Below are 23,641 nucleotides of genomic sequence, written 5' to 3' on the forward strand. Positions count from 1 at the left end.
CGAATAGCTTGGCTGAAAAATAATGATGCAACAAGCTAGCACAGGCAAAAGTGGTGTATCTTGCCTGCGCTGTGAGGATGTGTTGCCATGCGCATGGGCAATATGCCCACCCTAAATTAAAGGCTGCTATGTGGAAGAAAATTCGAATTATTATTTTGTTGCTGATTTTGGCTAAAGCAGCCCAGATGACTTGGCTGGATAAGGGCGCAACAGAATGGAAGCAGGGCTTGTATGTGGCTGTGTACCCAGTGAATGTAAACAACAGCCCTGAGGTGAGCGCTTATCTAAGCAGCTTAAGTAAAGATGATTTTGAGCCGCTGGCGCAGTACTACTCTAAAGAGGCTGAACAATATCGCCTAGGGATACACCGGCCGATTGAGTTGCAGCTAGGGGCGGAGGTTAAAAACATCCCGCCTGCGCCACCTACAGATGGCAATATCTTTAGCACCATTATTTGGAGCCTAAAGTTTAGATATTTTGCTTGGAATAACAGCCCAAAGGTGAGCGTGCCACCGGATATTCGCCTGTATTTACTCTATTACGATCCGGCCACCCATCCACAGCTCAGCCACTCCACGGCGCTAAATAAAGGCCGTATTGGGCGGATTAATTTATTTGGGGATAAGCGTTACGCTAAGCAAAATCTTGTGATTGTGGGGCATGAGCTGTTACATACCCTAAATGCCACGGATAAATATGATTTGAGTAGCAATATGCCAATCCACCCAGATGGCTTTGCCGAGCCGGATCGATCACCACTCTATCCACAAGCTTTTGCTGAGCTGATGGGCGGGCGCGTCCCCGTTAGTGAGGCTTTGGCCACCATCCCTGATAATTTGAGCCGTACAATTATTGGTGAAAAAACGGCGAGGGAAATTGGCTGGTTAAGGCAGGAGCAGGCTCATTAAGATTGCGCTTTCTATGGGGATTACTTTACAAAAGCTTTCGTAAAATATTGATTTTGATTAAGGATTTTGCTGTGGGGCAAGCATAAAATAGCTCAATAAATGCGAGTTAATAAATTTATATGGCTTGAAATACTCAATAATTGGCATGATTTTTAACTCATTGAGCGAGCAGTCAGGCAGCTTGTATTGCGCAAGGATAGCCTTGGTAAGCACAAGTTTTAGCCTAGATAAGAGGTGCCCCATGTTTTCTGAAAAATTTGAACTGATTGTTTCTTTGGTGGTAGTGCTCGTTTGGCTGGTGATTACTGGGCATTTATTCTCACCTTTGCTACAGCATTTACTTGGGCAGGGAAGTCATTATTTTTAGCGGGATGGGCGGCTTGTGCTTGGCTAAAAAATATTCGGCAGCAGCTGTATAAGCGCAGTGACGCTTTATCAAGGATAATCCCTGCGCTTAAATAAATGAATGTGAAACCACCATGCTGATCGAACATCCCGCCTTGAACGGCCTTGCTACTTACTTTGCTCGCTATCAATCGATGTTGAAAGCCGTTGCAGAGCAGGGCGAGCGCTTTCATGCCAGTGCCCAAGAAAGCTATGCGGCCAAGGTGTTTGAAAAGCTGGCTGAGTTAGAGCTTGATCTAAGCAATTTGGCCATCGCTAGCCACTTTATCCGAGCGCTAAGCCCCGCCGATCGCCCTGAGATTTACCGCTATCATGAAGAAAATTTTATGCTGCGCTTGGCCGCCATCGTAGAAAAAGCGCAGCGGCTAGTGGGCATGGCGCTGTTACTTAAAGCTGAAAAATGTGAAGGCGCTGCCGGTACGGTATTTGTGATCAGGGCGGTGAAAGATAACTACCCTGAGATCGCCCTTAGCCTAGAAAGATTGGCTGCACTGGCGGCCAAGCAGCAGAAGCTGCGTCATCAATCGCCTTATTTAAATCTATCGCTGGCTATTGCTGCCGAGTGGGAGTCAGATTATTTAAGCCAGCAGGCCAACTTACTGGATGAGCTAGCGGATAAGGCCACTCGAGCGCTGAATGCATTACTCTTGGCGATGAGCGCGGTGTTTGCTTTACTGTAATTTTTAAAGAAAAAAAGCAGCAAGCTTTGGGGTTTAACACCCTTAGCTTGCTGCTTTTTTATTAAGACCCGTTAGAAGCGAGGTTTTTGAGTTTTATACTTTTGATAACTTGATACTCGTGGCTTCAGCCGTCAGGTAACCTACCGCGCAAGCAAATTTGTTTTTATAATTGCTGTTAACAATTGGGTTAACGGCGGCAATTGCCGCTTTATCCATTGAGCTAATCCATTCGCCTGGGTGTTGGAAGTTGCTCATGATGTAAGTCCAGCCATTCACATCATCCGCAACCACCAGGCCTGTGGCCTCTGCACCTGCAGGCATAGACATCAGGCGTGAGAGCACTTTAGTGTCAACATTGTAAGCCCACACAAAGTTATTCACGTGTTGGCCGCTGTCTTCACCAATAAACAGTGTGCGCAGTTTTTCAGAAAACTTTAGATTGTCTGGGTTGGCAATCTTGTCTGGATTAGCGGTGTTGCCTAAGGCATCGGCTTTAATGTCTTCACCCAAGATCAGTGCCTTGGTTTTTACGGGCACCCATTCGCTGTTAATGGCTGCGCCAGCAGTGTCTTTTTGGCCACCAGTTAAGGTGTGTGCTATCACGCCACCGGCTTTCAATGCTTGATCTAAGCTTACATTGTAGGCTTCGTTCCAAGCAGAATTACCCTTAATCATTGAGCCCTGAATGTTTTGCAGCGCAGAGTAGGCGATCTTGTCTTTGGCGTTAACTGTCGTGCCTTCCATTTTAGTGAAAGCCATACTTGCGCCAACATAGCTTGCGTAACGGTGTGTTTCTAAGAAGGCCGCTGCTTTTTCCATGCCTGGCTTAATCTTGATCCACTGCACGCTGCCGCCGGCATTGATCTTAGTAAAGCTCGCATCCGCTGGGTCTTTAGTCGCCACGGTCATGATGTCGCTTGGCTTTAGTGTATCTGCCATCTTTTCGATTTCAGCGCTGGTGGCCGAGCCGAGCTTAATCCAAGTCAGTGCAGCGCCTTCTGCTTTGGTATCGAGCGAGAAGCCTGCGCCTACTTTAGCCACGTAAAGCGAGCCAGCAGACAAATCTTTTTCTTTATCGGCCACAAAAATAAATAGGCCGCTATTGGTGGCATCGTCACCCATTAAAGCGGTGCGGTTATCTGGCATGACTTGAATCAGCTCGTGTGAGATACGGCCCATGCAGTAATGTTTTTTGATTGAGCCCGTGCCATCGGGGTTTACCGTGACTTCTGGCAGGTGGCCGTAGTGGTAAGGATTGGCTTTGGTTTCATCGCCGAATACATTTTTGCTGAAGGCTTTAAATTGCGCATCTGTGGCGGCAGTAAAAGCATCTGGCTCGTACTCTTCGCTAGAAAGGTGTGTGTTCCAAGGGGACATGCTGGCACCACAGGTGATCCATAGCATATGTGCCGCCGAGGTATCTACATTGTGGTATTTAACCAGTGTCAGCTTACCTGTGGCTTGATCTTGATCTAATGTCAGCACGGCGATAGGGGAAGGCAGTTGGCCATACATGCTCTTGCCTGCCTGATTATTTGAGGTGTATTCAAACTGAACAACCGCAAACACTGCCTTGCCTTTGATCCCGGCAACGGTTGCTTTATCTAGGTTAATCAAGGAAGTGCCGTCGGCACAATCAGAGAAAAACTGTCTTTCAAGCCCTGGCAGGGATGTATCTAGAATTGGTTTGTTGTTGATATCAACATAACCACCGGAAAGGTTGTAACCACCTTTACCATCAGGAACGTAATCACCGGTGATAAAGAAAGGGTTGTAAGCTAATTTAAAGCTTTGTGTGCTGCCATCGCTGAGCTTTACATTTAGGCTGGAGCCCACACTGGTCGTGCCCATTGCAAACGGATCTGCCATGCTAGGCGCTGCCATACTGCTAAAGCTGGCGGAATCAAAGCTAACCGTGGCCGGTGCTGTTACTGCAGGTGTATCGCTATCCCCACCACAGGCGGTTAGCAACATGGATGCAGCAGATACAGAGCCCAATGGCAGTAGTGGAATGCTGGAAAATAGTTTTAAGGCTTGACGGCGGGAAGCTTGCATATCATCTAACAATTTATAACTCCTTAGAATTTTCGATCATATAAATAGCCTTGCCAAATGCCTGATTGAGCATGAGCTGGTAGCTGTTGCGCGTAAGTTAACGCGTTTACATGACAAGTTCATGACATATATCTAAGGCTTTTTTTATGATTTTTTGTGCTTTAAAGTTTGAAATGTTGTGATTTTTTGTAAGCTACAAGGGAGGTATATTGAGTAACTATTTAATTAAATTTATTTAGTTGAAAGTTTGTGAAATATTTTTGAGCGAAAAATACACGCACCCATGTTCTGCAATTTTGCTACTAAGCTTGAGAATACAAATGGCTGGCATCGCTTGAATCCGCTGATTAACTCGCTCATTGATGCCTAAAATAGGCAGCAGGCCTGCTGCTCGTGTTTTTTAAAGTAGCTCTAAAAAATAAGCAAAAAAAACCGCTATTTCCAATCTTTTGGAAAATAGCGGGCTGTTTTATGCTTACAAAAAAGAATTAACCGCAGGCTCCAACATAGCCGCAAGATACACAGCGGCTGCAGCCATCAACCTTTTGTAAGGCATAAGCGCCGCATTCCGGGCATTTTTTGCCGGTGGCGATATAGCTGATTGGGCTGCTGTCGGCGCTGTTGGCCAAATCATCGATGGCGTAATCCTGATGCTTTTGCTTAAAGCGCTCGGCCAGTATCTGGGTTGGCACTTGGTTGCCAGCAGCATCTACAAAGCCGCGTTTCATCAGGGTGCGCTGTAGTGAATAACCAATGGCCGCTACTTCAGAATCATGGAATAGTGGCGCTTGGCTGCCGTCATCTTTAGTAATCATCCCGCAGCGTACTGGGCCTTTATCCCAGACCACTTCACGCAAATCGGCTAAAGCCTTGGCGATGGAACCACCGGAGCGCGCCGCCATGGATAACAACCGCATGCTGGCGGTAATCCACTGCTGATCTTCGCTCTTTTGCCCTGCAGGCATAAAGAACTCAAATGGGCGCTCGATGGTGACCATATCACCGCCCACCATGCCGGTGATATGGATAAAACTAACGGTAAGGTAAACAATTTTTTTGCCTTCATAAGTCATGTACTGCACTTTAGAAGTCACTGATTCTAGATCGCCAAGTGGGCGGCGATCAAATTGCTTACGCAGTAAATCATCATCAGGCGTCATGGCTTCAACAGGAGCTTCGCTGGCGATCGATAGCACGCTGCCCAGCACACTGTTCGGGCGATACGTGGCTAGGCCTTTTAGCCCTGCACGCCATGCATCCATATAGAGGTTTTGAAAGTCTGCGTAAGGATAATCAGCCGGCACGTTGACTGTTTTGGAGATGGCCGAATCCACAAAGGGCTGCACTACTTGTAGCATCTTCATATGATCGCTGGCCGACATATTCAGCGCGGTGACAAAGGGGGCGGGCAGTTTGCTATCGCTCGATACATCGTGCCCCATCTGGCGGTACAAGCGCCAAGCGTGATCGGCTACTTCATAAGTTTGTGTCGTGCCATCGTTCATGCGTTTTTTACGGTTGTAAACCCATGAAAAAGCAGGCTCGATGCCATTGGAGGCGTTATCGGCAAAGGCCAGCGTAATGGTGCCAGTAGGCGCAATCGATAAGAGGTGGGAGTTACGCAAACCATGCTTGGCAATCGCCGCACGAATCGCCTTAGGCAGGCGTTTGGCAAAGTTGCCAGCAAGATATTGCGTGCTATCAAACAGGGTAAACGCGCCTTTTTCTTTGGCTAAATCTACCGAGGCCAAATACGCTGCATCGCGCATCACTTCTGAGATTTGCTGTGCTAACGCGCGGCCCGCATCCGAATCGTAGCGCAGGCCCATCATCACCAGCATGCTGCCAAGGCCTAGATAGCCCAGACCAATGCGCCGCTTAGACATCGCCTCGGCTTTTTGCTGCGGCAATGGCCATGCGGTGGCTTCCAGCACATTATCCAGCATGCGAATCGCCACGCTAACAACGGCTTGGAAGCCTTCAAAATCAAAGCTTACATCGCTAGCAAAAGGTGATTTTACAAAGCGGGTGAGGTTGATCGAGCCTAGGCAGCAGCAGCCGTAATCGGGTAAAGGCTGTTCGGCGCAAGGATTGGTGGCTTCGATGGTTTCGCAGTAATACAGGTTGTTATCGCTATTCATGCGCGATAAAAATAAGATGCCCGGCTCGGCGTGATCGTAAGTGGATTTCATCACCTCATCCCACAGTGCGCGGGCGCGGATGGTTTGATGTACCCAAATACCGTCTTCACGTTGATAAGCGCCAGCGGCTTTACGTTCTTCGCTTGGCTCGGCTTTGTGGACTAAGCAAAAATCGCTATCGTTGCTTACCGCCTGCATAAACTCATCGGTCACACCGATCGAGATATTAAAATTGCTTAAACCGCCTTGGTCTTTAGAGCGGATAAATTCCAGAATATCCGGATGATCGCCACGCAATACGCCCATTTGCGCACCACGCCGCGCACCGGCGGATTCCACCGTAGAGCACGAGGCATTAAACACCTGCATAAACGAAACGGGGCCGGATGCGCGCGAGCGTGTGCCACGTACTAGCGAATCTTTAGGCCGAATGGTGGAAAAATCGTAGCCTACCCCACCGCCTCGGCGCATGGTTTCTGCTGCATCTGATAGCGCGGTGTAAATGCTGGGCTTGCCATCGCTATGGCCAGACACCGAATCACCCACTGGCTGCACAAAGCAATTAATCAGCGTGGCGCGTAAATCCATCCCCGCCGCAGAGTTAATCCGGCCCGCCGGTACAAAACCATTTTGCTGTGCCCACAAAAATTTCTCTCCGTAGTAAGCCTGTAGATCAGGCTGCTCTACTAAGGCCAAAGCAGTGGCTACACGCTCTTGTACATCGCTAATGCTGGCTTCTGTGCCTTTGGCATACTTTTCTAGAAGTACATCGAGAGAAATTTCTTGCGGGGCCATGATGGTGCTTCCTAAATAATTGATCGTGCTCGGTGTGATGCGGATTGCGCATAAAGCCCACAGAAGGGCGGAGCAATTTACTCTGATTAGCATCAGCAGGGCTTGCTAAAGAACAATATGTGATCAGAGCAGAGGATTGCAATCGTTGAATTTTTACGCGGACAAGGGGCGAGATTTTAAGCCAAGCAGGCCGTGGCAAACTGGAATTTAAAATATTTGGTAATCGTTTTTGAGGTGGACAAACCCGCGTAACCCAACATTTAGGCGAAAAAAAATATTGGGTTACGTGATAAAGCTACTAACCCAACCTACGAATTCACCTTAAGTTGATAGGATTGGGGGGCTTAGCAGTTTGTAAATGCAAAACCACCTAATAGGTGGTTTGATTGTTTCTGGTAGCTTACTTTAAATGTATATGAATGATCGTAGCGGCTGCGACTGCCCCAACTAGAAATAGTGCGTGAGCGCCTAACCATGCTTGCCACGTCCTCGCTCGCTCTTTTGATCCTTCCGTGGTTCGTAGTCGCACACCGATTGCACAAATTGTATCTGCGATGCTTAAGGCAATCCCGATAACAATGAACGCGCCGAATGCTGCACCAACTGGCCCCGTATAGAATGTCCCTAGGTCTATTTTTGCCCCCGCCAAGTAAAAGGTAAACCAACAAACTAGAGCCATTAAGATGGCGCTTATCACTACGCTAATCCACGATAGGATATGACCCGCTCGGTGTGGTGTATTGCTAGACAGACTCATGGTTTTACCTTAGTCCTTCTTCATATAAACGGTGTGCTAATGCTTCCCAGCGCTTTGGGCTGTCATCAACTACGTGGGCGTAATAGAAGTGACCTTCCGCCTTATTACGGGTCATTTGTTCAGCTAGTGTTTTAGCTACCATGATTAAGTCTGATTGCTTAATGCCTGCATAAATGGGGTCACCATGTTGCACTAGGTCGATAACTATAACCTTTTTAATGTTTTTGTTTGCTTTAAGGGCTTGCAAAAAGTCGGCATCAATTGGGCTACCAATTAATACTAGGTGATTAACAATGTTGCCATTTTTTGCATAATAATTAGCGGTTTGGGCTGCTAGTAATGAACCATAAGAATAACCGATCAGATTGAACTGTTCAGATGGCTTGTCCATACCGGATAACGGCCACTCCCCATCATCAATGTATCTGATGTTTATCCCTGCTCGTAAAGCATCAATAAGCATCCCTGCATCGCCTATCGCTTGGCTCGCAGAATTTGTTTGTCCAATGTAGCAGTGACTTATGCCAACTTTGGCAAACATCGCTAATTGTGGTTGAACATAAGGCCCGTTTAGACCTGCACCGCCCCAATAGAGAGTGCCGCGTGGTTTGTTTACTTTTACAGGTATGGGTTTAGTGTCAGATTTTAAAGTTAAAGTCGCCGTAATAATGATTACAGGAACTAATGGCCCCATTATGGATTCTCCGCGAATACTTCAATAGTCACTTCTTCAGCTTTTCCGCTACTGGTTTTTTGAGTATGTCCATGTTCATCGGTGCGACCCTCAATTTCCCCTCCGCTCCACTTAATGCGGTACATCCTGTTTACTAGTGGTGCTCCGGTTATCTCGTCCTGCAATAGAAAGTGCTGATCGAATTCGCCTGATGTGGCGGCAAGTACTGAGGCAGCGGTTAGTGCTTTAGCTGCTATTGGCCTAGGTGCGCCTGAAGAGGCTGCCCCGCTACCTTCATAAGACCGACTTACTTCAGGCATAGAGGAAAACAGAACGGCTCCACATGCAGTCTTATGCCCCTCTAAAGCGACAGCTTTTCCGTCAACATCCCAAGAAGGGTCGCCCTCAATAATTGGGCAAGAGCCGTGACCCTGAATTGGACAGCTAACCATATCCCCTTCCCGTGCCACGGCTTTGCCGAACATATTTCTATCTGATTATGTCTCTTGCTCAATGAGCTCTGTGCAGATGGGTTTCTATAAGTGTTGGGCTTGGTTTTTGAATGTGTAGGGCGGGTGAAACCCGCGAGCCATGCTGAAGAAATACGCGGGTTTCACCCGCCCTACGATATTTATAATGAAATTGAGCAAGAGACATAATCAGGTATTTCTATGTGCAGCTCCACTGACTACTACACCGCCGTGGCTGGTTTTGTCGCCGATGCGTATTACTTTTTTCATGCCTGCCACCTATAAGGAATCAAGATTAGTACGGTAATCTTAATCCTCGCTTACTAGTTTAACAATAAGATATAGGGTGTATCAGGTGCTGTTGATGTTTGGTTCACCAGTAGCTTGGGTCGGAAATGCCCAGAGATATCGCTAAGAAGCATGATTTAGCTGGTGCTAGAGTTAGAGTATGGATAAAGAAAAAGCCCCCGCTATTAAAGCGGGGGCTTTGCAGCTTACTGAGCTGTGATGATTTAAGAGAAGTGTCTTACTTAAGCTTCACATTCCAGTTTTTTTCTACGCACTTCACGTAATTGCCTTCGATCAGGGCGTTATACGGCGTTTGGTAATCGACCAATTGGCACTGATTATCTTGCCCTGCATTCCAGGTTTTTTCCCAGAAAATAGGGTAGGCGGCGGAGCTGCCTTTTTCGAAGCGCTGCATGCCGGTGCACTTCATCGATTCTTGCTTGATATCCCAGCCTAAATCACGCGCAAACTCGCTGTAGTAGTCGATGCGATTTTTAGCCGCTGGTTTGAGGGTTGCATCTTGGCACTCGGCATTGATAATTTGAATGGTGGTTGGAAAATCATTACCCAAGCCACGCGCCTTATCTTGTGCATTAGGCACCCAAGTTCCGTCGATCACATGCAGCATCGATGGTTTTGGTGGCTGTGGATAGACAAAGAAGAAGGTGGCAGAAGCCATATTCAACCAGCTTTCTGCAATTAGATCCGGTTCGTTGAGTAGCTTGGTTTGGTCACCACTAAACATCACTTGCGAGAACGGGCCATAGTTGTAGTTGTAAGAAAGCTGTTTTGCGCCACGGCCAAAGTATTTTTTAAAGCTGCCGTCTGCGTTTTTGCCGCAGGTCCATACGCCGTTAAATACCGGGTCGGTACATTCGGTGTTGTAGCCGCAGCCAGTGCCGGTTTCGTTGCAACCCATTTCACGCACATGCACTAGCGCCTGACGCCATTCATCTATGCCGTATTGGGTGACGCTGTGGCCACCGGTTTCTTGGGCAAAGTGCGCAAACATGGTAGCGAGTGAGCGGCGGCAGATTTGGTCTGCATTGCGCCCATCGCTGTAGTCATCACATATGCCTGGGAATTTAGCTACGGCCTGTAAGAAGCGTTGATAGGTGTAGCTTGGGTGGCGCACTGAGAAATAGTAATTAAATTTTTGCTCAGGAACCAGTGCTTCTACGCGTTTTACATTGATTGGGTTGTCGCTTTTGCCTGCTGCAACTGCATCAACGATGGCATTGCTGGCGGTGCGCACTGAGGCTTTTACCTTTCGGAAAAAGTCATTATTAGTCAGTGTGGCCTCGTAGGCTTGGGCTTGGGCCAGCGTTGGAACGCCGCCGTTACCCGTATTGGGAGGGGGGGTAGCGCCGCCACTTGATGATCCACTGCATACTCCGCTATCGTTCCAAGTGGTGCTTTTACCTGGCTCTTCACCGGCATTAACCCACCATTTTGCAGTGTAATTATGCCCTAGATAGCCGACGATGCTGCCGCCTGCATAGCTGCTGCTAGATACCCAGTTGGCTTTACATGCTGTACCACTTGGTGCAGGTGTTGGAGCTGCCGTTGGTGTTGGTACTTGGGTTGGAACTACTGTTGGTGCAGGGGTTGGTACTTGAGTCGGCACGGGTGTTGGTGCAGGGGTTGGTACTTTGGTCGGCACGGGCGTTGGTGCAGGGGTTGGCACTTGAGTCGGCACGGGCGTTGGTGCAGGGGTTGGTACTTTGGTCGGCACGGGTGTTGGTGCAGGCGTTGGTACTTGAGTTGGAACTGGCGTAGTGCCGCTTACTAATTCCCACGGTCCCCATTGCTCGGCACCTGGCATATTGCCTTGAGTCCACCACTTGGCTTTCCACGTTTGGCCTTTATAAGTAGCGGTATTGCCTGCGGTGTAGGTACTGCTGGCGCTCCAGTCTGCCGCCAGAACGGATGCGCTGATCAGCATCGCGGCAAGCAGGGCCGTGAGTTGTAGCTTGGTTTTCATTAGGTCTCGCTCCATCCATAAAAATCTGAGTTGCATCGCTAAGGCTTAGGCTAAACCTCAGTGCAAGTTCAGGTTTAATAAGGTTTGCTGGCTATACGCCAGTCTGGTTTATATTGAAGTGGTATCTTCAATTGTCGTTGTAAGGTTTGCTGATGTTAGCATTTGTACCTGTGGTGTCAATGACTACGACATCTCATTTGGTATTTTTTTAGAGAAAAGTTGATTTTGATGCTGGGCTTTAATTTGACACAATTTTATGCCAATAATGGCGAATTCATTGTGTTTGCAGATAGTTGCTGTTTCTCTGCGCTGCGGGGGGATCGCTGCAGTGCAATAAAAAGGTGAGTATTATTGAGGGAGAGTGTTCTAGCAAGCTGAAGGCATGCGCATTCGGTGGATTGGGTGATAAGTGGTATTGCTAGCCTTATAATTTTGGTACGTATACACAATAAATTTGGCCTGAGGCGGCGTTAATAGTGGGTTTGAATCCGGTATACTGCAGCGTTGATTCACTTGCTGCCGAGATGTCCATGCGTGTTGTTGCCCTGCTTTGTGCTCTATTGATTAGCTTAACTGCTTATGCAGAAGACGCTCCCTTGCCGTTTGATGTGCCCTCTGCGGCACCCGTGATTCAGCGTACGGCAGTGAGTAAGCCTGCGACTAGATCTGTAGAACGGCAGGCAAATAGTACTAAAACTTCAGCTAAATCGCATCGAGCCGCTAAGAAGCATACGTCTTTAGCCAAACAAAGAAGCTCGGTGTTGGGGGCAAAAAAGCATAAGGTGAAGCGGGCAAAGGTGAATGCCAATCAAACAAAAAAAACTAAGGGCAAGGTGGTGAGCATTTCGCGGCACACTCCGCCTACTAAAGGGCATAAGGCCGCTCGCGCAAAACACACGACCAAGCGTAAAGTGGCTACACATAAAAAGCACTAATGACTGCTGTAATTAAATGCATAAAAATGGCAGCGTTATCGCTGCCATTTTTACGTTAACTTAGGATTTTTTATTGGTTTAAATGCTTGCATTCCTTTTCAGTAAAAATAAGGATAACCGCTATAATTTATACGTTAGCCTATGTTTAAAATAATAATATGGACGCCTATTCTTACTGATGCCCTCTATGCCTCTTTTCTTGCTACGCTCTATTATTCTTATCAGCTTATGTTGTTTACCACAGGCCATCTTCGCTGCGCAGCTAAGGGTGCTGGTGTTAGATGGCGATCAGATGCCTTGGATGCAGGTGGAAAAAGGTAAGCTGAATGCAGGTTTGTACGCTGATTTGGGTGTAGCCCTAGCGCAAAAAATGAGACGAAAAGTTAGTTTTACTATCTTACCGCGTAAGCGTTTGGCCCTTGCCTTAGAAAAGGGGAGTGCTGATTTAATCTGTAACTATATCCCTGCTTGGATGCCTGGTGCTTTCGACTGGAGTGTGGGGTTTATTCCTAATACGGAATTACTGATTAGCGCGCAGTCAGCGAATAAGCCAGATTCTTTAGCTGAATTTGCCCACGTTCGAATTGGTACCGTGTTGGGTTATGCCTATTTAGAGTTGGATCAAATCTTAGGTAAGTATTTTTTGCGGGATGACGCGCCAACGATGCACAATAATCTACTTAAATTGGCTGCTGGGCGAATTCAGCATTTGGTGATTAATCAATTTGAATTGGAATACCAGCAGCGCTTAGGGCTATTTAAAACGCCATTACATCCTTATACGGTATTAAGGGCCTATAAGGGGCAATGCGCGGTTTCTAGAGTGGGGCAAGTCAGTGTGGCAGAAGTGAATCGGGCGATTGCCCTTTTGCAAAGTAGCCATGAATTAGCACAGATCATGGGAAAGTATCGCTAAAATTGACTGTTCCCCATGCTTTGCATATTGCACAAAGCATGGGGTATTTTTTAGGCAGATATCTTGGCTAGCTCGGTAAAATAAGTTGGGAAAGTTTTGGCTGTGCATTGTGGATCATTAATCCGCACCGCTACTCCTGTGACTGCTACCAGCGAGAAACACATGGCCATGCGGTGATCGTCGTAAGTATCAATCTCGGCATGGGCAATCAGTGCGTCAGGTGGGGTGATGGTAATAAAATCCTCCCCTTCAATGACCGTTGCGCCGACTTTACGCAGCTCGGTGGCCATGGCGCTGAGGCGGTCGGTTTCTTTGACGCGCCAGCTGGCAATATTGCTTAAGGTGGTTGGGCCTTTGGCAAAAAGGGCGGTAACGGCTAAGGTCATGGCGGCATCGGGGATATGGTTCATATCTGCATTAATGCCTATCAATTGACCGCTGGCCGGTGGTGCTGCCTCAATATAATTGTTGCCCCAAGTGATTTCTGCCCCCATTAAGCTCAGCGCTTCGGCAAAGCGTTTATCGCCTTGAATGCTATCCGCGCCCATGCCGCTGACGCGCACCTTACCGCCGCCGATTGCCCCTGCGGCTAAAAAGTAAGACGCGGATGAGGCATCGCCTTCTACATCAATCTCGCCTGGGCTTTGGTAGCTTTGCCCAGCAGCAATCGTGAAGCTGCTCCAGCCATTTTGCTCAACCTGTACGCCAAATTTAGCCATTAGTTTAAGGGTGATGTCGATATAGGGCTTAGAGATTAGTTCGCCAATGACTTCAATGGTGATCGCCTCGCCTGTGAGGGGCAGAGCCATCAGGAGCGCTGTTAAAAATTGGCTAGAGACATTGCCTTTTACTTTGATTGTTTGGCCGTTATAGCTGGCGGGTTGAATGGCTAGTGGCGGGTAGCCTTCTACAGCTGTGCATTCAATCAAGGCACCGGCTTCACGTAGCGCATTGACTAAATCACCAATTGGGCGCTCGTGCATGCGGGCCACGCCGCTCAAGGTGTAGTGGCCTTGGCTAAGTGCTAGGGCTGCAGTGAGCGGGCGAAAAGCAGTGCCAGCATTGCCTAAAAATAATTCAGCCGCTTTAACCGGAAACACGCCTGCTGCGCCCTGCACGATGAAATCACGACTATCGCCTTTCTGCTCCCATTTAATCCCTAAGGCCTTCAGTGCCTCCAACATATAGTGGATATCATCTGCAGCCAGTAAGCCTTTTACCGTGGTGGTGCCTTTGGCCAGAGCGGCCAGCAAGAGCGTACGGTTGGAAATACTTTTGGAGCCAGGCAGGGCAACGGTGCCGTTGACACGGGCGATAGGGGCGAGGTCTTTGTATTCCATGGGGCATTCCGTATTGAAGGTCGGTTGGATGGTCGTTGCAGGACAGGGGCAAAGTATTGGCGCAGGTTGCGCATGCTTATTTTATGGGGAGAATGCTGATACGAACAGATGTACGGCAAAAATAATGAGTATGAAGATCATGCCGGCAGCGGCTGCAGACATGATCTCTATTGAAATGGTTTAATCCCGATCGTGCCCGCGTCCGTGCCCATTACCATTACCTTTACCATGGCCATGCTGTTTATGACCTTTGTGGTCGTCATCATCTCTGCCGCGATACTCATCACGATAGCGAGGCACTACTTCATTGTTGTACCAGCTTTCTTGTACAAAATAGACGGGTCGAGCACAGGCATTATATCTGCCGCAGTGTTTGGACCAGTTTTTTGCGTGCCCAGGTGGAACCACTAAATACAAAGGGGGTTGAGCTACGGTGACCTGCTGGATAATTCTGGGCTCACGGTAGATCAGTTGGGGTTGCGGATAATTGCCAATATCTAAGCGCCCATAAAACCCAGCTTGTCCAAACTGTACAGAAACACCCGCATCGGCAGCCCAAGCGCTGGAGGATATAAGTAGAGCCAGTGCAATGCCTGTCTTGCTAATATATTTATTCATGATGTACCTAATGGCGCAGTGAGCAATTCAATCAACATACACTTAGGGCAGTAATGAATCCACTGCTGTTAATACCCTGCTTGATTCTAGTTGATTAAGGCAGTTCATATGCTTGAGTGGGCAAACTCTAGCAAAACAAGGGCTGCACTCTAAATCTAAGGTCACAATTGTGGCGTTTCTGGATAAAGGCGGGGTAAATTCGGGTGAGCTGGAGCCATAAATAGCGACCAACGGCCGCTCTAGCGCCGCAGCCACATGCATTAGGCCAGAGTCATTACTGACCACTACTTGGGCAAATGACATCATATCAATGGCTTCAGCTAGCGATGTTTTACCGCAGTAATCAATCACCTCGGGCGCGCCGGCCAAAATTTCATCGGCAATTTCGCGGTCTTTGTTTGAGCCAAAGATACAAATCTGAAAACCACGCTCAATCAATGTTTTTGCAAGTGCGGCCATATGGCTACCAGGCCAGCGTTTAGCGGGGCCGTATTCAGCACCTGGGCACAGCGCGATCATAGGCTTGTGGCTATCAAAGCCTAGCTTAGTGCTGCTGGCATGGCGTTCTTGCTCGTTAACCACCAAGTGAGGGAAGGGTACGGGGCGCTGCACGGGCTGGTTTACATCTTCTGCTAAGGCAGCAAAGCGCTCAACCATCTTGGGTAAGGCCAGCGGATCAAGTACGCGGGTGTCATTAAGTAAGCCGTAACGTGATTCACCTACCCAGCCCGTACGGGTTTTGATGCCACTAAATAAGGGCACCAGTGCCGATTTAAGTGAGTTTGGCAGCACAATCACTTGATCGTAACCGCGTGTTTTCATTTGCCGCGCGAGTGCCCATCGCGCACCCAGCTTGAGCTCACCGTGGCCAAAGGGCGTATCAAAGGATTCGCTGACTTCGGGCATGCGGGCGTGCAAGGGGCGCGTCCATGCTGGAGCCAGCACATCTAAAATAAGGCCAGGATAACGCTGATGTAGTCGACGATAAAGTGGCTGCGCCATAATGGCGTCACCTACCCATGCTGGGGCAATAATCAGGATTTTTTTCATATGCTCTGGAGGTAAAACGAGCAGGCCGAGCTTTAGCCTACGGCTTGCTTAGCAGGCTTTGGGAAGGGGGTGACGGGTGTCGAATACACGAGCCCCGTCCATATCGCTTTAAGGGCTTAGTGACCTTTAACGACTTCACCTGCTTTGAGGCGGTAATGCGTACCACAGTATGGGCAAAGTGCCTCGCCATTTTTGGCTACAGGCAAAAAGACACGCGGATGGGAGTTCCAGCTCAGCATATCCGGCATAGGGCAATGCAGAGGTAAATCGCTGGCGAGTACTTCGATTTCGCGTTGAGTGTTTTCTTTGAGTTCCATGGGTTTTCTCTTTCATGCTCGGTGATAACGATCACCATAGTTCAAGGGGGCGGATGCTCCACCCCCTAATAAATATTAAACCAGTGTCAACCAGTCTTCATGCAAAGGATCTAAGCCTTTTACACAATCAAAATAGCGTTTTTGTAGCCGTTCAGTAATCGGGCCGCGGCTACCAATGCCAATTGGGCGATTATCTAGCTCACGAATCGGAGTGACTTCAGCGGCAGTACCGGTAAAGAAAGCTTCATCTGCAGTATAAACTTCATCGCGGGTGATGCGTTTTTCGATGACCTCAATGCCTTCTTCTTTGGCCAGCGTGATCACCGTGCTGCGGGTGATGCCGTCCAAACAGCTAGAGACATCCGGTGTATAAAGTTTGCCTTTTTTGACGATAAATAAATTTTCGCCAGCCCCTTCAGATACATAGCCTTCGGTGTCGAGCAGCATGGCTTCGTCGTAACCATCTGCTGCGGCTTCTTGGTGTGCCAGAATCGAGTTCACGTAGTAACCGCTGGCTTTGGCACGCACCATGGATACATTGACATGGTGGCGGGTAAAGCTTGATACCTTAACACGAATGCCTTTTTCTAAGCCTTCCGTACCAAGGTAAGCGCCCCAAGGCCAAGCTGCCACAATCACATTGATGGTATTGCCCGTTGCGGCAATGCCGAGTTTTTCTGAGCCAACAAAAGCCAGTGGACGTAGGTAGCAGGAGGCGAGTTTGTTCTCACGCACCACCGTTTTTTGCGCTTCGAAGAGCTCTTCGAAGCTGAACGGAATGTTCATTTGAAAAATTTTGGCCGAATTGAATAAGCGCTCGGTGTGATCATGTAGGCGGAAAATTGCAGTGCCCTTTGGGGTTTCGTAAGCGCGAACACCTTCAAATACGCCCATGCCGTAATGCAGGGTATGGGTCAAAACGTGTGTAGTCGCGTCGCGCCATTCAACTAATTTACCGTCATACCAGATAAGCCCATCGCGATCAGACATCGACATATTGCAAACTCCTGTCCAAAGTATTTGTGAGTAAGTATTGAGTGTTGATTGTAACTGAAAATAGGCAGGCTGTTGGCGGGCTTGCTGGATGCTTTATAGGGTCATTCCGTCCTAATAAGGATTGGCGGATGATTTTTTACAGGAGGTGCAATTAACCTTGACGCATGCTAATGACATGTTGTTGACATTAAAGTGTCTGCCTTTTATAAGCTCGGCTTGGTTTTTGGCTCTGTCCTTCATCAATTTTAGGTGAAGAACCTTATCTAACAGCATTTAAGTGATGGTGTGATGTCCGTTTAAGGATATTTATCTCGCATTCTTTTGATCTCGAGGTAATATAAGAAAAGTCTTATATTTAATGAAGTGAGATGTATCATGGAAGCAGATTTAGTCGACGCGTCAGAAGTACCGCTCAATGGAGAGTTAGGGCTTGTGCTGGCTGCTAGCTTGGCATTGGCCGCTTGTGGTGGTTCTGAGTCGGAGCCAAGCATTGCTGCTGTTACTCCGGTGTTAAAACCGCTAAGCGATATTGAGGCATCACGGTTTTTGGCGCAGGCGGGGTTTGGCGGGAACCAAGATGACCTTGAGCGGTTGAAATCGTTGGGTTATGAGGGATGGCTGACTCTACAAATCAACGAAGCTCCTCCGCCTTCTCGTTGGGCTTATGGCATGCAGCTTAGAAGTAATGACTTCCCTGCATTTCAAAATTGGCAGGTCTTGCCAAATATTCTTTGGCAGAGTCTTTTTAGCGGTAAAGATGTATTGCAGCAGCGCATGACTCTCGCATTATCAGAAATATTTGTGATTAGCTACCCAGGTGTAGATGTAGCGGGCCCGATTAAGTCGCTTGTGATGGCACATTTTATGGACTTGCTACAAAAAAGCGCTTTTGGCAATTTTAGGCAATTGCTAGAGGACGTGACGCTGAGTGTGGCGATGGGCAGGATGCTGGGTACGCTGGGCAATTTAAAAGAAGACAATAAAGGCCGTCGCCCCGACGAAAACTATGCGCGTGAGGTGATGCAGCTTTTTACTATTGGCCTTTATGAGTTAAATCTGGATGGCTCACTAAAAAAAGATAGTAATGGACAGCCTATCGAAACCTATACCTTGGATACCGTTAGCAATCTAGCGCGGGTATTTACGGGCTGGACTGCATCTTTGCAATTTAATGTGGTCAATCCCGATCTTGAAGTTTCGCATCAGCCGATGAGTCATGTGGCAGCCAATCACTCTTTGCTAGAAAAAAACTTTTTAGGCACGGTTATTCCAGCGGGAACGGCTGGCCCTGCCTCGCTTAAAATTGCATTAGATACTTTATTTAATCATCCGAATGTGGGGCCATTTATTGCGAAGCAGTTGATTCAGCGTTTTGTAAGCAGCAACCCTTCTCCTGCTTATATTTCCCGCGTGGCGAGTATTTTTAATAATAACGGCCAGTCTGTTCGGGGAGATTTAAAAGCGGTGATTAAGGGGATATTGCTTGATCCTGAAGCAAGGCAAGCGCCTGATTTACTTGGGCAGTTTGCGGGTAAGCATCGGGAGCCAATGATTCGCTTAGTGCAACTGATTCGCACCTTGGATTACCGTAGCCCAGATGGAGCTTGGCGTTTGGGGAACACCAATGACTCTAGCTGGCGTTTGGGCCAAGGTCCTTTGGGGGCGGCGAGTGTGTTTAACTTCTTTCGGCCTGGTTACACCCCCCCAGGCTCCGAGTTGGCGAAGCAGGGCTTAGTTGCGCCAGAAATGCAAATCGTGTCTGAAACCTCGACGTTGGTGCAGGTTAATTATTGGTACAGTTTATTGATGGACCCACAAAGTAGTACCTTTCGTACCTATAACGATGCCAATGGTAATAACTTAAACGATAAGAAGGAAACGGGCTTATCGCTGTTTTTGATTGAGGAAAAAAAGCTGGCGGATCAGCCTACTGCCTTGTTGGAGCGGTTTAATCTTTTATTTGCCTGTGGCCAGCTCAGTGATGGGGTTAAGGCTGCAATTATTAATAGCATTAGCAAAATCAGTATCGTGGATACAAACCCTGCAAAAGTAGAATCATTTAAGCAAAATCGTGTGGTCGCCACGTTGTTGATGGTGCTAAGCAACCCAGAATATCTGGTTTTAAAGTAAGGAACTCCGATGAATAACACACTCTCTCGTCGCGAGTTTTTGCGTCGCGCAGGTATGCTGGCCGCCTCTGGTGCTGCTGCACCTATGGCATTTAATTTATCTTTAATGAGTGAGGCGGCTGCGGCAACAGCACCGGGTGATTATAAGGCGCTGGTCTGTGTGTTTTTGGCTGGCGGTAATGATCACCAAAACACGATGGTTCCTTATGATTTAAAAAATTATCAGGCCTATGCCGCGATTCGCCAGACATTAGCCACGCCTCGCGATCAGCTCTTGCCCTTACCTGGAGTGTTGGCAGATGGCCGGCAAATGGCACTCGCTCCGCAGTTGACGGGCTTGGCCTCTTTGTTTGGGCAAGGCCGTTTAGCCGTCGTTGCCAATATGGGGCCACTGATGCAGCCCACCACCAAGGCGCAATATCTAAGCCGTAGCGTTGCACTGCCTCCAAAGTTATTTTCGCATAATGATCAGCAAAGCTTTTGGATGTCATCTATGGCAGAAGGGGCAAGCTCAGGCTGGGGAGGGCGAATCGGGGATCTATTTCTTGCGGGCAATAGTAATGCTGCGCTGAGTTGTATTTCTGTAGGTGGGGTGGGCTTATATTTGAGCGGTAAACAGGCGAGTAGCTTTACTGTAGGCGTTACGGGTAATCCGCAGTTATTGTGGGGCTCAACTTATTTATTTAGCCCTAGCTACATCAATGAATTAAAAGCGTTGATGAGCACTAATAAAAACAATCATCTAGAAAACGAATATGTCAAAGTCACTCAGCGGGGTTTAAATACCTCGGTGCAGCTTGATACAGCACTCAAATCTGCACCTGCATTAAACGCCACCTTTCCTGCAGGAAATAGCTTGGCAGATTCCTTGAAAATGGTGGCAAAGCTGATTAGTACGCGTGCTCAATTAGGAAATAAGCGTCAAGTGTTTATGGTGCAGCTGGGTGGTTTTGATATGCACGATGGCTTGCTGGCCAAGCATCCTATCCAGCTTAAAATGGTGAATGATGCGCTAATGGCCTTTGATAGTGCAATGACTGAGCTGGGTCTGCAAGATCAAGTCACCACCTTTACGGGCTCAGAATTTGGCCGGACTTTAAGCGGCAATGGCGATGGCTCCGACCATGGCTGGGCCAGCCATCATTTTGTGATGGGGGGGGCGGTAGCGGGCGGTAAAATTTATGGGCGAGTGCCTGAGCCTATTATTAGCGGTGCTGACGATGTGGGGCAGGGGCGTTATATCCCAGATCTATCGGTCGAGCAGTTGGCATGGCCGCTGGCAAAATGGTTTGGTGTACCAGACTCAGATCGTTATTTGGTCTTACCTACTTTGGCGCGCTTTGATGCGGATGCTTTGAAAGTCATGCGTTGATTGCAATCACAGACTGAGCTTGTGCAAATTAGCCTTAGAAAATGCGCTGTTTGGTCCACGAAAAGTACAAAACTTACGAAAGATTATTTGCTCCGTTCGTGCTTTCGTGGACTAAATATTTTTGGATATGGCTGAATAGCTGTTAAATATCCGATTCCATTTTTGGGCTTCTGCCCATTAAATCGGCCAAGATATCTTGCACCGGCATATGCTCAAACAGCATCTTGCAGACCGCGGCGGTAATCGGCATTTCGATGCCCAGCTCTGCAGCTTGGCGCAGCACTTCACGCGCAGTAGGTACGCCTTCTGCAACGTGGCCTAAATTCTTGAGAATATCGTCAAGGTTTAAACCTTGTGCCAGCAGTAAGCCAACTCGGCGATTACGGGATAAATCGCCGGTGGCGGTCAGCATTAAATCACCAATTCCAGCTAAGCCCATCATGGTCTCGGTTTTACCACCTAGTGCACTGGCAAAACGGGCCATTTCAGCGAGACCACGGGTGAGTAAGGCCGCACGGGCATTTAGCCCAAGCTTTAGCCCATCACAAACCCCTGCGGCAATCGCAATAACGTTTTTAACCGCAGCGCCAATTTCTACACCAATTAAATCATCGCTGGCATAGAGGCGTAATACTGAGGTATTGAGCTCGGTGACGGTAAGGCGGGCAAATTGCGCATCATTTGAGGCAATTGTGACGGCGGCAGGTAAGCCTTGGGCAACTTCTTGAGCAAAACTCGGCCCAGATAACATGCCGCGCGGCACATCATCTGACATTTCTTGCGCCGCAACTTGATGGGGCAACAGCATCGTGCCAGCTTCTAAGCCCTTGCAGGCCCAGAGTACGGCGGCTTTGCAACCCATATCGTGCAAAGCTTTTAGTGAGCTGCGCAGGCCAGACATTGGCGTCACAATCAGTACCAGCTCGGCGTTTTTAACGGCACTGGCTAAGTCGTGTGTTACCGATAATGTGCACGGAAAGACGACATCTGCTAAATAGCGAGGATTAGCGCTAGATGCTTGCATTTCAGTCACTTGATTCGCATCGCGTGACCAAAGTGTTACTTGGTGTTGATCGGCAAAACGGATTGCCAGTGCAGTCCCCCAAGAGCCTGCACCCAATACGGCTAATTTCATACGCCCCACACTTCCTCAATACGAATAAAGCCAATAACACCGTCGCGATGCCGAACTTTTAGCCAGCCAGTGCGGGTGTTGTCTTGTAAATCTAAGAGTAGGTCTTTACCTGCACGATAAAGTAGCGGTGATTTAGCATCGGCAGTTTTATAGAGATTTGCTTCGCGCAAAACCTGCACAGTATGCTTAGTTGAAAGCTCGCTTTTCTTAAGCCAAGCTAACCCGCCCGTTTTATCCCGCACCCTTGCCCAATCTCCTTGCTCAGCAAGTAGCTCAAGTGGCATGCCTTTGCTGACTAAAAAAAGTTTTTTTGCTTCATTACTTGGGGCTTCAGATAACACAGCGCCGTGGCGAGCCACAGAACGATACTCGAGCGCAAAAGCCGCGTTGGCCGATAAAACCAACGCAGCGATGACACTCAGCTTAATGAGTGGTTTGTGCATTTGCCGCCTGTTCTTCTGCTTGCTGACGTTGTTGCAAGTAGATTGCTTCAAAATTAATCGGCTGTAACATCAGTGGCGGGAAGCCAGCGCGTGTTGTTAAGTCAGATACTGCTTCGCGAAGGTATGGGAACAAAATGCTTGGGCAACCAATGCCTAATAGTGGATCCATTTCGCCTTCAGGCACGTTCTCGATATTAAATAAACCGTTTTGGGTTACTTCAACCAAGAAAATCGTGCGGTCTTCAACCGTTGCTTGCGCAGTCACGGTCAGTGACACTTCAAAAAAACCATTGTCAAAGCTACGAGCTTGATTGCGGAACTGAATATTAAACTCAGGCTCAGCCTGCTCTAAAAAGGCTTGTGGCGAATTTGGGGATTCAAGCGAAATGTCTTTTACATATAGTTTTTGGATAGCAAAAACTGGCTGAAGCTCTTGGTTTTGTTCGCTCATGGCAAATCCTTCTCTTCTATTTATATAGTTGGGATAAAACGTGAGGCGAAATCATCGCACGATTTAGGGGCAGATTGCTACCGTCTATCTTGGATTGATTGTATTACGGGGCTAATAAAGCATCGAGTTCGCCAGCGTGATCTAGTGCAGCCAAATCATCAAAGCCACCAATATGACGCTCGCCAATATAAATTTGCGGCACAGTACGGCGATTGGTGCGGGTCATCATCTCATCGCGGCGTTCAGGGTTTAGATCAATCCGCACCTTCTCGATCTCAGTCACACCTTTTTTGTTTAATAAACGCTCAGCCATCACACAATAAGGGCAGACCCCAGTGCTATACATTAAAACATGGGCCATGTTGGGTCCTTTAATGATCATCTCGTAATACAAATACAGATGAGGGCAAATGGCTATTCTACAAGGTGTGAAAGTGTTGGATATTTCATCATTTTAAAAACAAAGACTTAGCTACTTACCTCGCCTTAAGTGCGCGCCAGTACTTGACCTAAGCGGCTCCAGCCCGTATATTTCGTCCTCTCGCTGCAGCACACACAGCCGCACAGTGATGTCACAGCGAGACGATCTTTAACAAAATACAGTCGATGAGTGTGAGTGCTTGGTTCGGAAGCGAAACAAGTGCTTACATTAGTATTGGGCATTCAGCGATGGATGCTCAGAATAAAGTAAGCCAGTAAGTACTAGCTTAGAGATTAAACTAAAGAGTTTGATCCTGGCTCAGATTGAACGCTGGCGGCATGCTTTACACATGCAAGTCGAAC

General features: G+C 48.0%; 21 protein-coding genes and 1 rRNA gene. 8 read left to right on the forward strand and 14 right to left on the reverse strand.

What is annotated here, in order from left to right; genetic code table 11:
- The first annotated feature begins 128 nt into the window (after positions 1 to 128).
- The 3 genes from R6242_RS18630 to R6242_RS18640 all read left to right on the forward strand — a co-directional run bounded on the left by R6242_RS18630 (position 129) and on the right by R6242_RS18640 (position 1,993).
- Complete coding sequence (locus R6242_RS18630; protein ID WP_318429755.1) at positions 129 to 908, forward strand: hypothetical protein; 780 nt, start codon at positions 129 to 131, stop codon at positions 906 to 908.
- A gap of 241 nt (positions 909 to 1,149) precedes the next feature.
- Positions 1,150 to 1,275, forward strand: a complete 126-nt coding sequence (locus tag R6242_RS18635) for a hypothetical protein (protein ID WP_293933398.1) — start codon at positions 1,150 to 1,152, stop codon at positions 1,273 to 1,275.
- A gap of 112 nt (positions 1,276 to 1,387) precedes the next feature.
- Entirely contained in the window at positions 1,388 to 1,993 is a 606-nt protein-coding gene (locus R6242_RS18640; RefSeq protein ID WP_318429760.1) for a hypothetical protein, read from the forward strand.
- A gap of 93 nt (positions 1,994 to 2,086) precedes the next feature.
- On the opposite strand, the gene R6242_RS18645 is transcribed toward R6242_RS18640, so the two are convergent.
- The 5 genes from R6242_RS18645 to R6242_RS18665 all read right to left on the reverse strand — a co-directional run bounded on the left by R6242_RS18645 (position 2,087) and on the right by R6242_RS18665 (position 11,156).
- Positions 2,087 to 4,060, reverse strand: a complete 1,974-nt coding sequence (locus tag R6242_RS18645; protein WP_318429763.1) for a PhoX family protein — start codon at positions 4,058 to 4,060, stop codon at positions 2,087 to 2,089.
- A 476-nt stretch (positions 4,061 to 4,536) separates the two neighbouring features.
- Entirely contained in the window at positions 4,537 to 6,984 is a 2,448-nt protein-coding gene (locus R6242_RS18650; RefSeq protein WP_318429766.1) for an adenosylcobalamin-dependent ribonucleoside-diphosphate reductase, read from the reverse strand.
- 761 nt (positions 6,985 to 7,745) lie between these two features.
- Complete coding sequence (locus tag R6242_RS18655) at positions 7,746 to 8,435, reverse strand: alpha/beta hydrolase (RefSeq protein WP_318429768.1); 690 nt, start codon at positions 8,433 to 8,435, stop codon at positions 7,746 to 7,748.
- Positions 8,435 to 8,899, reverse strand: coding sequence for a PAAR domain-containing protein (locus tag R6242_RS18660; RefSeq protein ID WP_318429770.1), 465 nt, complete (start codon positions 8,897 to 8,899; stop codon positions 8,435 to 8,437). The genes R6242_RS18655 and R6242_RS18660 overlap by 1 nt, the downstream gene beginning before the upstream one ends.
- A gap of 511 nt (positions 8,900 to 9,410) precedes the next feature.
- The gene (locus R6242_RS18665; RefSeq protein ID WP_318429772.1) at positions 9,411 to 11,156 is read right to left on the reverse strand and encodes a glycoside hydrolase family 19 protein; all 1,746 of its coding nucleotides are present in this window, start codon (positions 11,154 to 11,156) and stop codon (positions 9,411 to 9,413) included.
- A 530-nt stretch (positions 11,157 to 11,686) separates the two neighbouring features.
- Between R6242_RS18665 and R6242_RS18670 the strand changes: the two genes are divergently transcribed.
- Together R6242_RS18670 and R6242_RS18675 are read left to right on the forward strand one after the other, a co-directional pair.
- Positions 11,687 to 12,091: a hypothetical protein gene (locus R6242_RS18670; protein WP_318429774.1), complete on the forward strand. Its 405-nt coding sequence runs from the start codon at positions 11,687 to 11,689 to the stop codon at positions 12,089 to 12,091.
- Positions 12,092 to 12,278: 187 nt separating this feature from the next.
- Positions 12,279 to 13,007, forward strand: a complete 729-nt coding sequence (locus tag R6242_RS18675; RefSeq protein WP_293933413.1) for a substrate-binding periplasmic protein — start codon at positions 12,279 to 12,281, stop codon at positions 13,005 to 13,007.
- 50 nt (positions 13,008 to 13,057) lie between these two features.
- On the opposite strand, the gene aroA is transcribed toward R6242_RS18675, so the two are convergent.
- The 5 genes from aroA to R6242_RS18700 form a co-directional block, all read right to left on the reverse strand.
- Complete coding sequence (gene aroA / locus R6242_RS18680) at positions 13,058 to 14,347, reverse strand: 3-phosphoshikimate 1-carboxyvinyltransferase (RefSeq protein ID WP_318429776.1); 1,290 nt, start codon at positions 14,345 to 14,347, stop codon at positions 13,058 to 13,060.
- 180 nt (positions 14,348 to 14,527) lie between these two features.
- Positions 14,528 to 14,965, reverse strand: a complete 438-nt coding sequence (locus R6242_RS18685) for a hypothetical protein (protein WP_293933419.1) — start codon at positions 14,963 to 14,965, stop codon at positions 14,528 to 14,530.
- Positions 14,966 to 15,007: 42 nt separating this feature from the next.
- Positions 15,008 to 16,015: a lipopolysaccharide heptosyltransferase II gene (gene waaF / locus R6242_RS18690; RefSeq protein WP_318429780.1), complete on the reverse strand. Its 1,008-nt coding sequence runs from the start codon at positions 16,013 to 16,015 to the stop codon at positions 15,008 to 15,010.
- Positions 16,016 to 16,131: 116 nt separating this feature from the next.
- Positions 16,132 to 16,332, reverse strand: a complete 201-nt coding sequence (locus R6242_RS18695) for a zinc-finger domain-containing protein (RefSeq protein WP_130107400.1) — start codon at positions 16,330 to 16,332, stop codon at positions 16,132 to 16,134.
- A gap of 75 nt (positions 16,333 to 16,407) precedes the next feature.
- Positions 16,408 to 17,328: a branched-chain amino acid transaminase gene (locus R6242_RS18700; protein ID WP_293933424.1), complete on the reverse strand. Its 921-nt coding sequence runs from the start codon at positions 17,326 to 17,328 to the stop codon at positions 16,408 to 16,410.
- Positions 17,329 to 17,703: 375 nt separating this feature from the next.
- Between R6242_RS18700 and R6242_RS18705 the strand changes: the two genes are divergently transcribed.
- Positions 17,704 to 19,458: a DUF1800 domain-containing protein gene (locus R6242_RS18705; protein WP_318429784.1), complete on the forward strand. Its 1,755-nt coding sequence runs from the start codon at positions 17,704 to 17,706 to the stop codon at positions 19,456 to 19,458.
- 9 nt (positions 19,459 to 19,467) lie between these two features.
- Complete coding sequence (locus R6242_RS18710) at positions 19,468 to 20,829, forward strand: DUF1501 domain-containing protein (protein WP_318429786.1); 1,362 nt, start codon at positions 19,468 to 19,470, stop codon at positions 20,827 to 20,829.
- Positions 20,830 to 20,971: 142 nt separating this feature from the next.
- Here the strand turns inward: R6242_RS18710 and R6242_RS18715 are convergent, their stop codons facing one another.
- The 4 genes from R6242_RS18715 to grxC all read right to left on the reverse strand — a co-directional run bounded on the left by R6242_RS18715 (position 20,972) and on the right by grxC (position 23,219).
- Positions 20,972 to 21,964, reverse strand: coding sequence for an NAD(P)H-dependent glycerol-3-phosphate dehydrogenase (locus R6242_RS18715; protein WP_318429788.1), 993 nt, complete (start codon positions 21,962 to 21,964; stop codon positions 20,972 to 20,974).
- Positions 21,961 to 22,407: an SH3 domain-containing protein gene (locus R6242_RS18720; RefSeq protein WP_318429790.1), complete on the reverse strand. Its 447-nt coding sequence runs from the start codon at positions 22,405 to 22,407 to the stop codon at positions 21,961 to 21,963. Before R6242_RS18720 ends, R6242_RS18715 begins: the two co-directional genes overlap by 4 nt.
- Positions 22,388 to 22,858, reverse strand: a complete 471-nt coding sequence (gene secB, locus R6242_RS18725; RefSeq protein WP_293933437.1) for a protein-export chaperone SecB — start codon at positions 22,856 to 22,858, stop codon at positions 22,388 to 22,390. Before secB ends, R6242_RS18720 begins: the two co-directional genes overlap by 20 nt.
- Before the next feature lie 103 nt (positions 22,859 to 22,961).
- A complete protein-coding gene (gene grxC, locus R6242_RS18730; RefSeq protein ID WP_318429793.1) occupies positions 22,962 to 23,219 on the reverse strand; it encodes a glutaredoxin 3 in 258 nt (85 codons plus the stop codon).
- A 355-nt stretch (positions 23,220 to 23,574) separates the two neighbouring features.
- Here grxC and R6242_RS18735 point away from each other — a divergent pair.
- Positions 23,575 to 23,641 (forward strand): 16S ribosomal RNA (locus R6242_RS18735); the annotation flags it as partial.

Source organism: Iodobacter sp. CM08 (assembly GCF_033446605.1).
Taxonomy (GTDB): Bacteria; Pseudomonadota; Gammaproteobacteria; order Burkholderiales; family Chitinibacteraceae; genus Iodobacter.

Excerpts from the sequence above, each read along its gene's own strand:
- aroA (WP_318429776.1), bottom strand. The coding sequence starts at position 14,347 with ATGGAATACAAAGACCTCGCCCCTATCGCCCGTGTCAACGGCACCGTT.
- R6242_RS18650 (WP_318429766.1), bottom strand. The coding sequence starts at position 6,984 with ATGGCCCCGCAAGAAATTTCTCTCGATGTACTTCTAGAAAAGTATGCC.
- R6242_RS18665 (WP_318429772.1), bottom strand. The coding sequence starts at position 11,156 with ATGAAAACCAAGCTACAACTCACGGCCCTGCTTGCCGCGATGCTGATC.
- grxC (WP_318429793.1), bottom strand. The coding sequence starts at position 23,219 with ATGGCCCATGTTTTAATGTATAGCACTGGGGTCTGCCCTTATTGTGTG.
- R6242_RS18705 (WP_318429784.1), top strand. The coding sequence starts at position 17,704 with ATGGAAGCAGATTTAGTCGACGCGTCAGAAGTACCGCTCAATGGAGAG.
- R6242_RS18675 (WP_293933413.1), top strand. The coding sequence starts at position 12,279 with ATGCCTCTTTTCTTGCTACGCTCTATTATTCTTATCAGCTTATGTTGT.
- R6242_RS18695 (WP_130107400.1), bottom strand. The coding sequence starts at position 16,332 with ATGGAACTCAAAGAAAACACTCAACGCGAAATCGAAGTACTCGCCAGC.
- R6242_RS18660 (WP_318429770.1), bottom strand. The coding sequence starts at position 8,899 with ATGTTCGGCAAAGCCGTGGCACGGGAAGGGGATATGGTTAGCTGTCCA.
- R6242_RS18670 (WP_318429774.1), top strand. The coding sequence starts at position 11,687 with ATGCGTGTTGTTGCCCTGCTTTGTGCTCTATTGATTAGCTTAACTGCT.
- waaF (WP_318429780.1), bottom strand. The coding sequence starts at position 16,015 with ATGAAAAAAATCCTGATTATTGCCCCAGCATGGGTAGGTGACGCCATT.
- R6242_RS18715 (WP_318429788.1), bottom strand. The coding sequence starts at position 21,964 with ATGAAATTAGCCGTATTGGGTGCAGGCTCTTGGGGGACTGCACTGGCA.
- secB (WP_293933437.1), bottom strand. The coding sequence starts at position 22,858 with ATGAGCGAACAAAACCAAGAGCTTCAGCCAGTTTTTGCTATCCAAAAA.
- R6242_RS18685 (WP_293933419.1), bottom strand. The coding sequence starts at position 14,965 with ATGAATAAATATATTAGCAAGACAGGCATTGCACTGGCTCTACTTATA.
- R6242_RS18630 (WP_318429755.1), top strand. The coding sequence starts at position 129 with ATGTGGAAGAAAATTCGAATTATTATTTTGTTGCTGATTTTGGCTAAA.
- R6242_RS18635 (WP_293933398.1), top strand. The coding sequence starts at position 1,150 with ATGTTTTCTGAAAAATTTGAACTGATTGTTTCTTTGGTGGTAGTGCTC.
- R6242_RS18700 (WP_293933424.1), bottom strand. The coding sequence starts at position 17,328 with ATGTCGATGTCTGATCGCGATGGGCTTATCTGGTATGACGGTAAATTA.
- R6242_RS18655 (WP_318429768.1), bottom strand. The coding sequence starts at position 8,435 with ATGGGGCCATTAGTTCCTGTAATCATTATTACGGCGACTTTAACTTTA.
- R6242_RS18640 (WP_318429760.1), top strand. The coding sequence starts at position 1,388 with ATGCTGATCGAACATCCCGCCTTGAACGGCCTTGCTACTTACTTTGCT.
- R6242_RS18720 (WP_318429790.1), bottom strand. The coding sequence starts at position 22,407 with ATGCACAAACCACTCATTAAGCTGAGTGTCATCGCTGCGTTGGTTTTA.
- R6242_RS18710 (WP_318429786.1), top strand. The coding sequence starts at position 19,468 with ATGAATAACACACTCTCTCGTCGCGAGTTTTTGCGTCGCGCAGGTATG.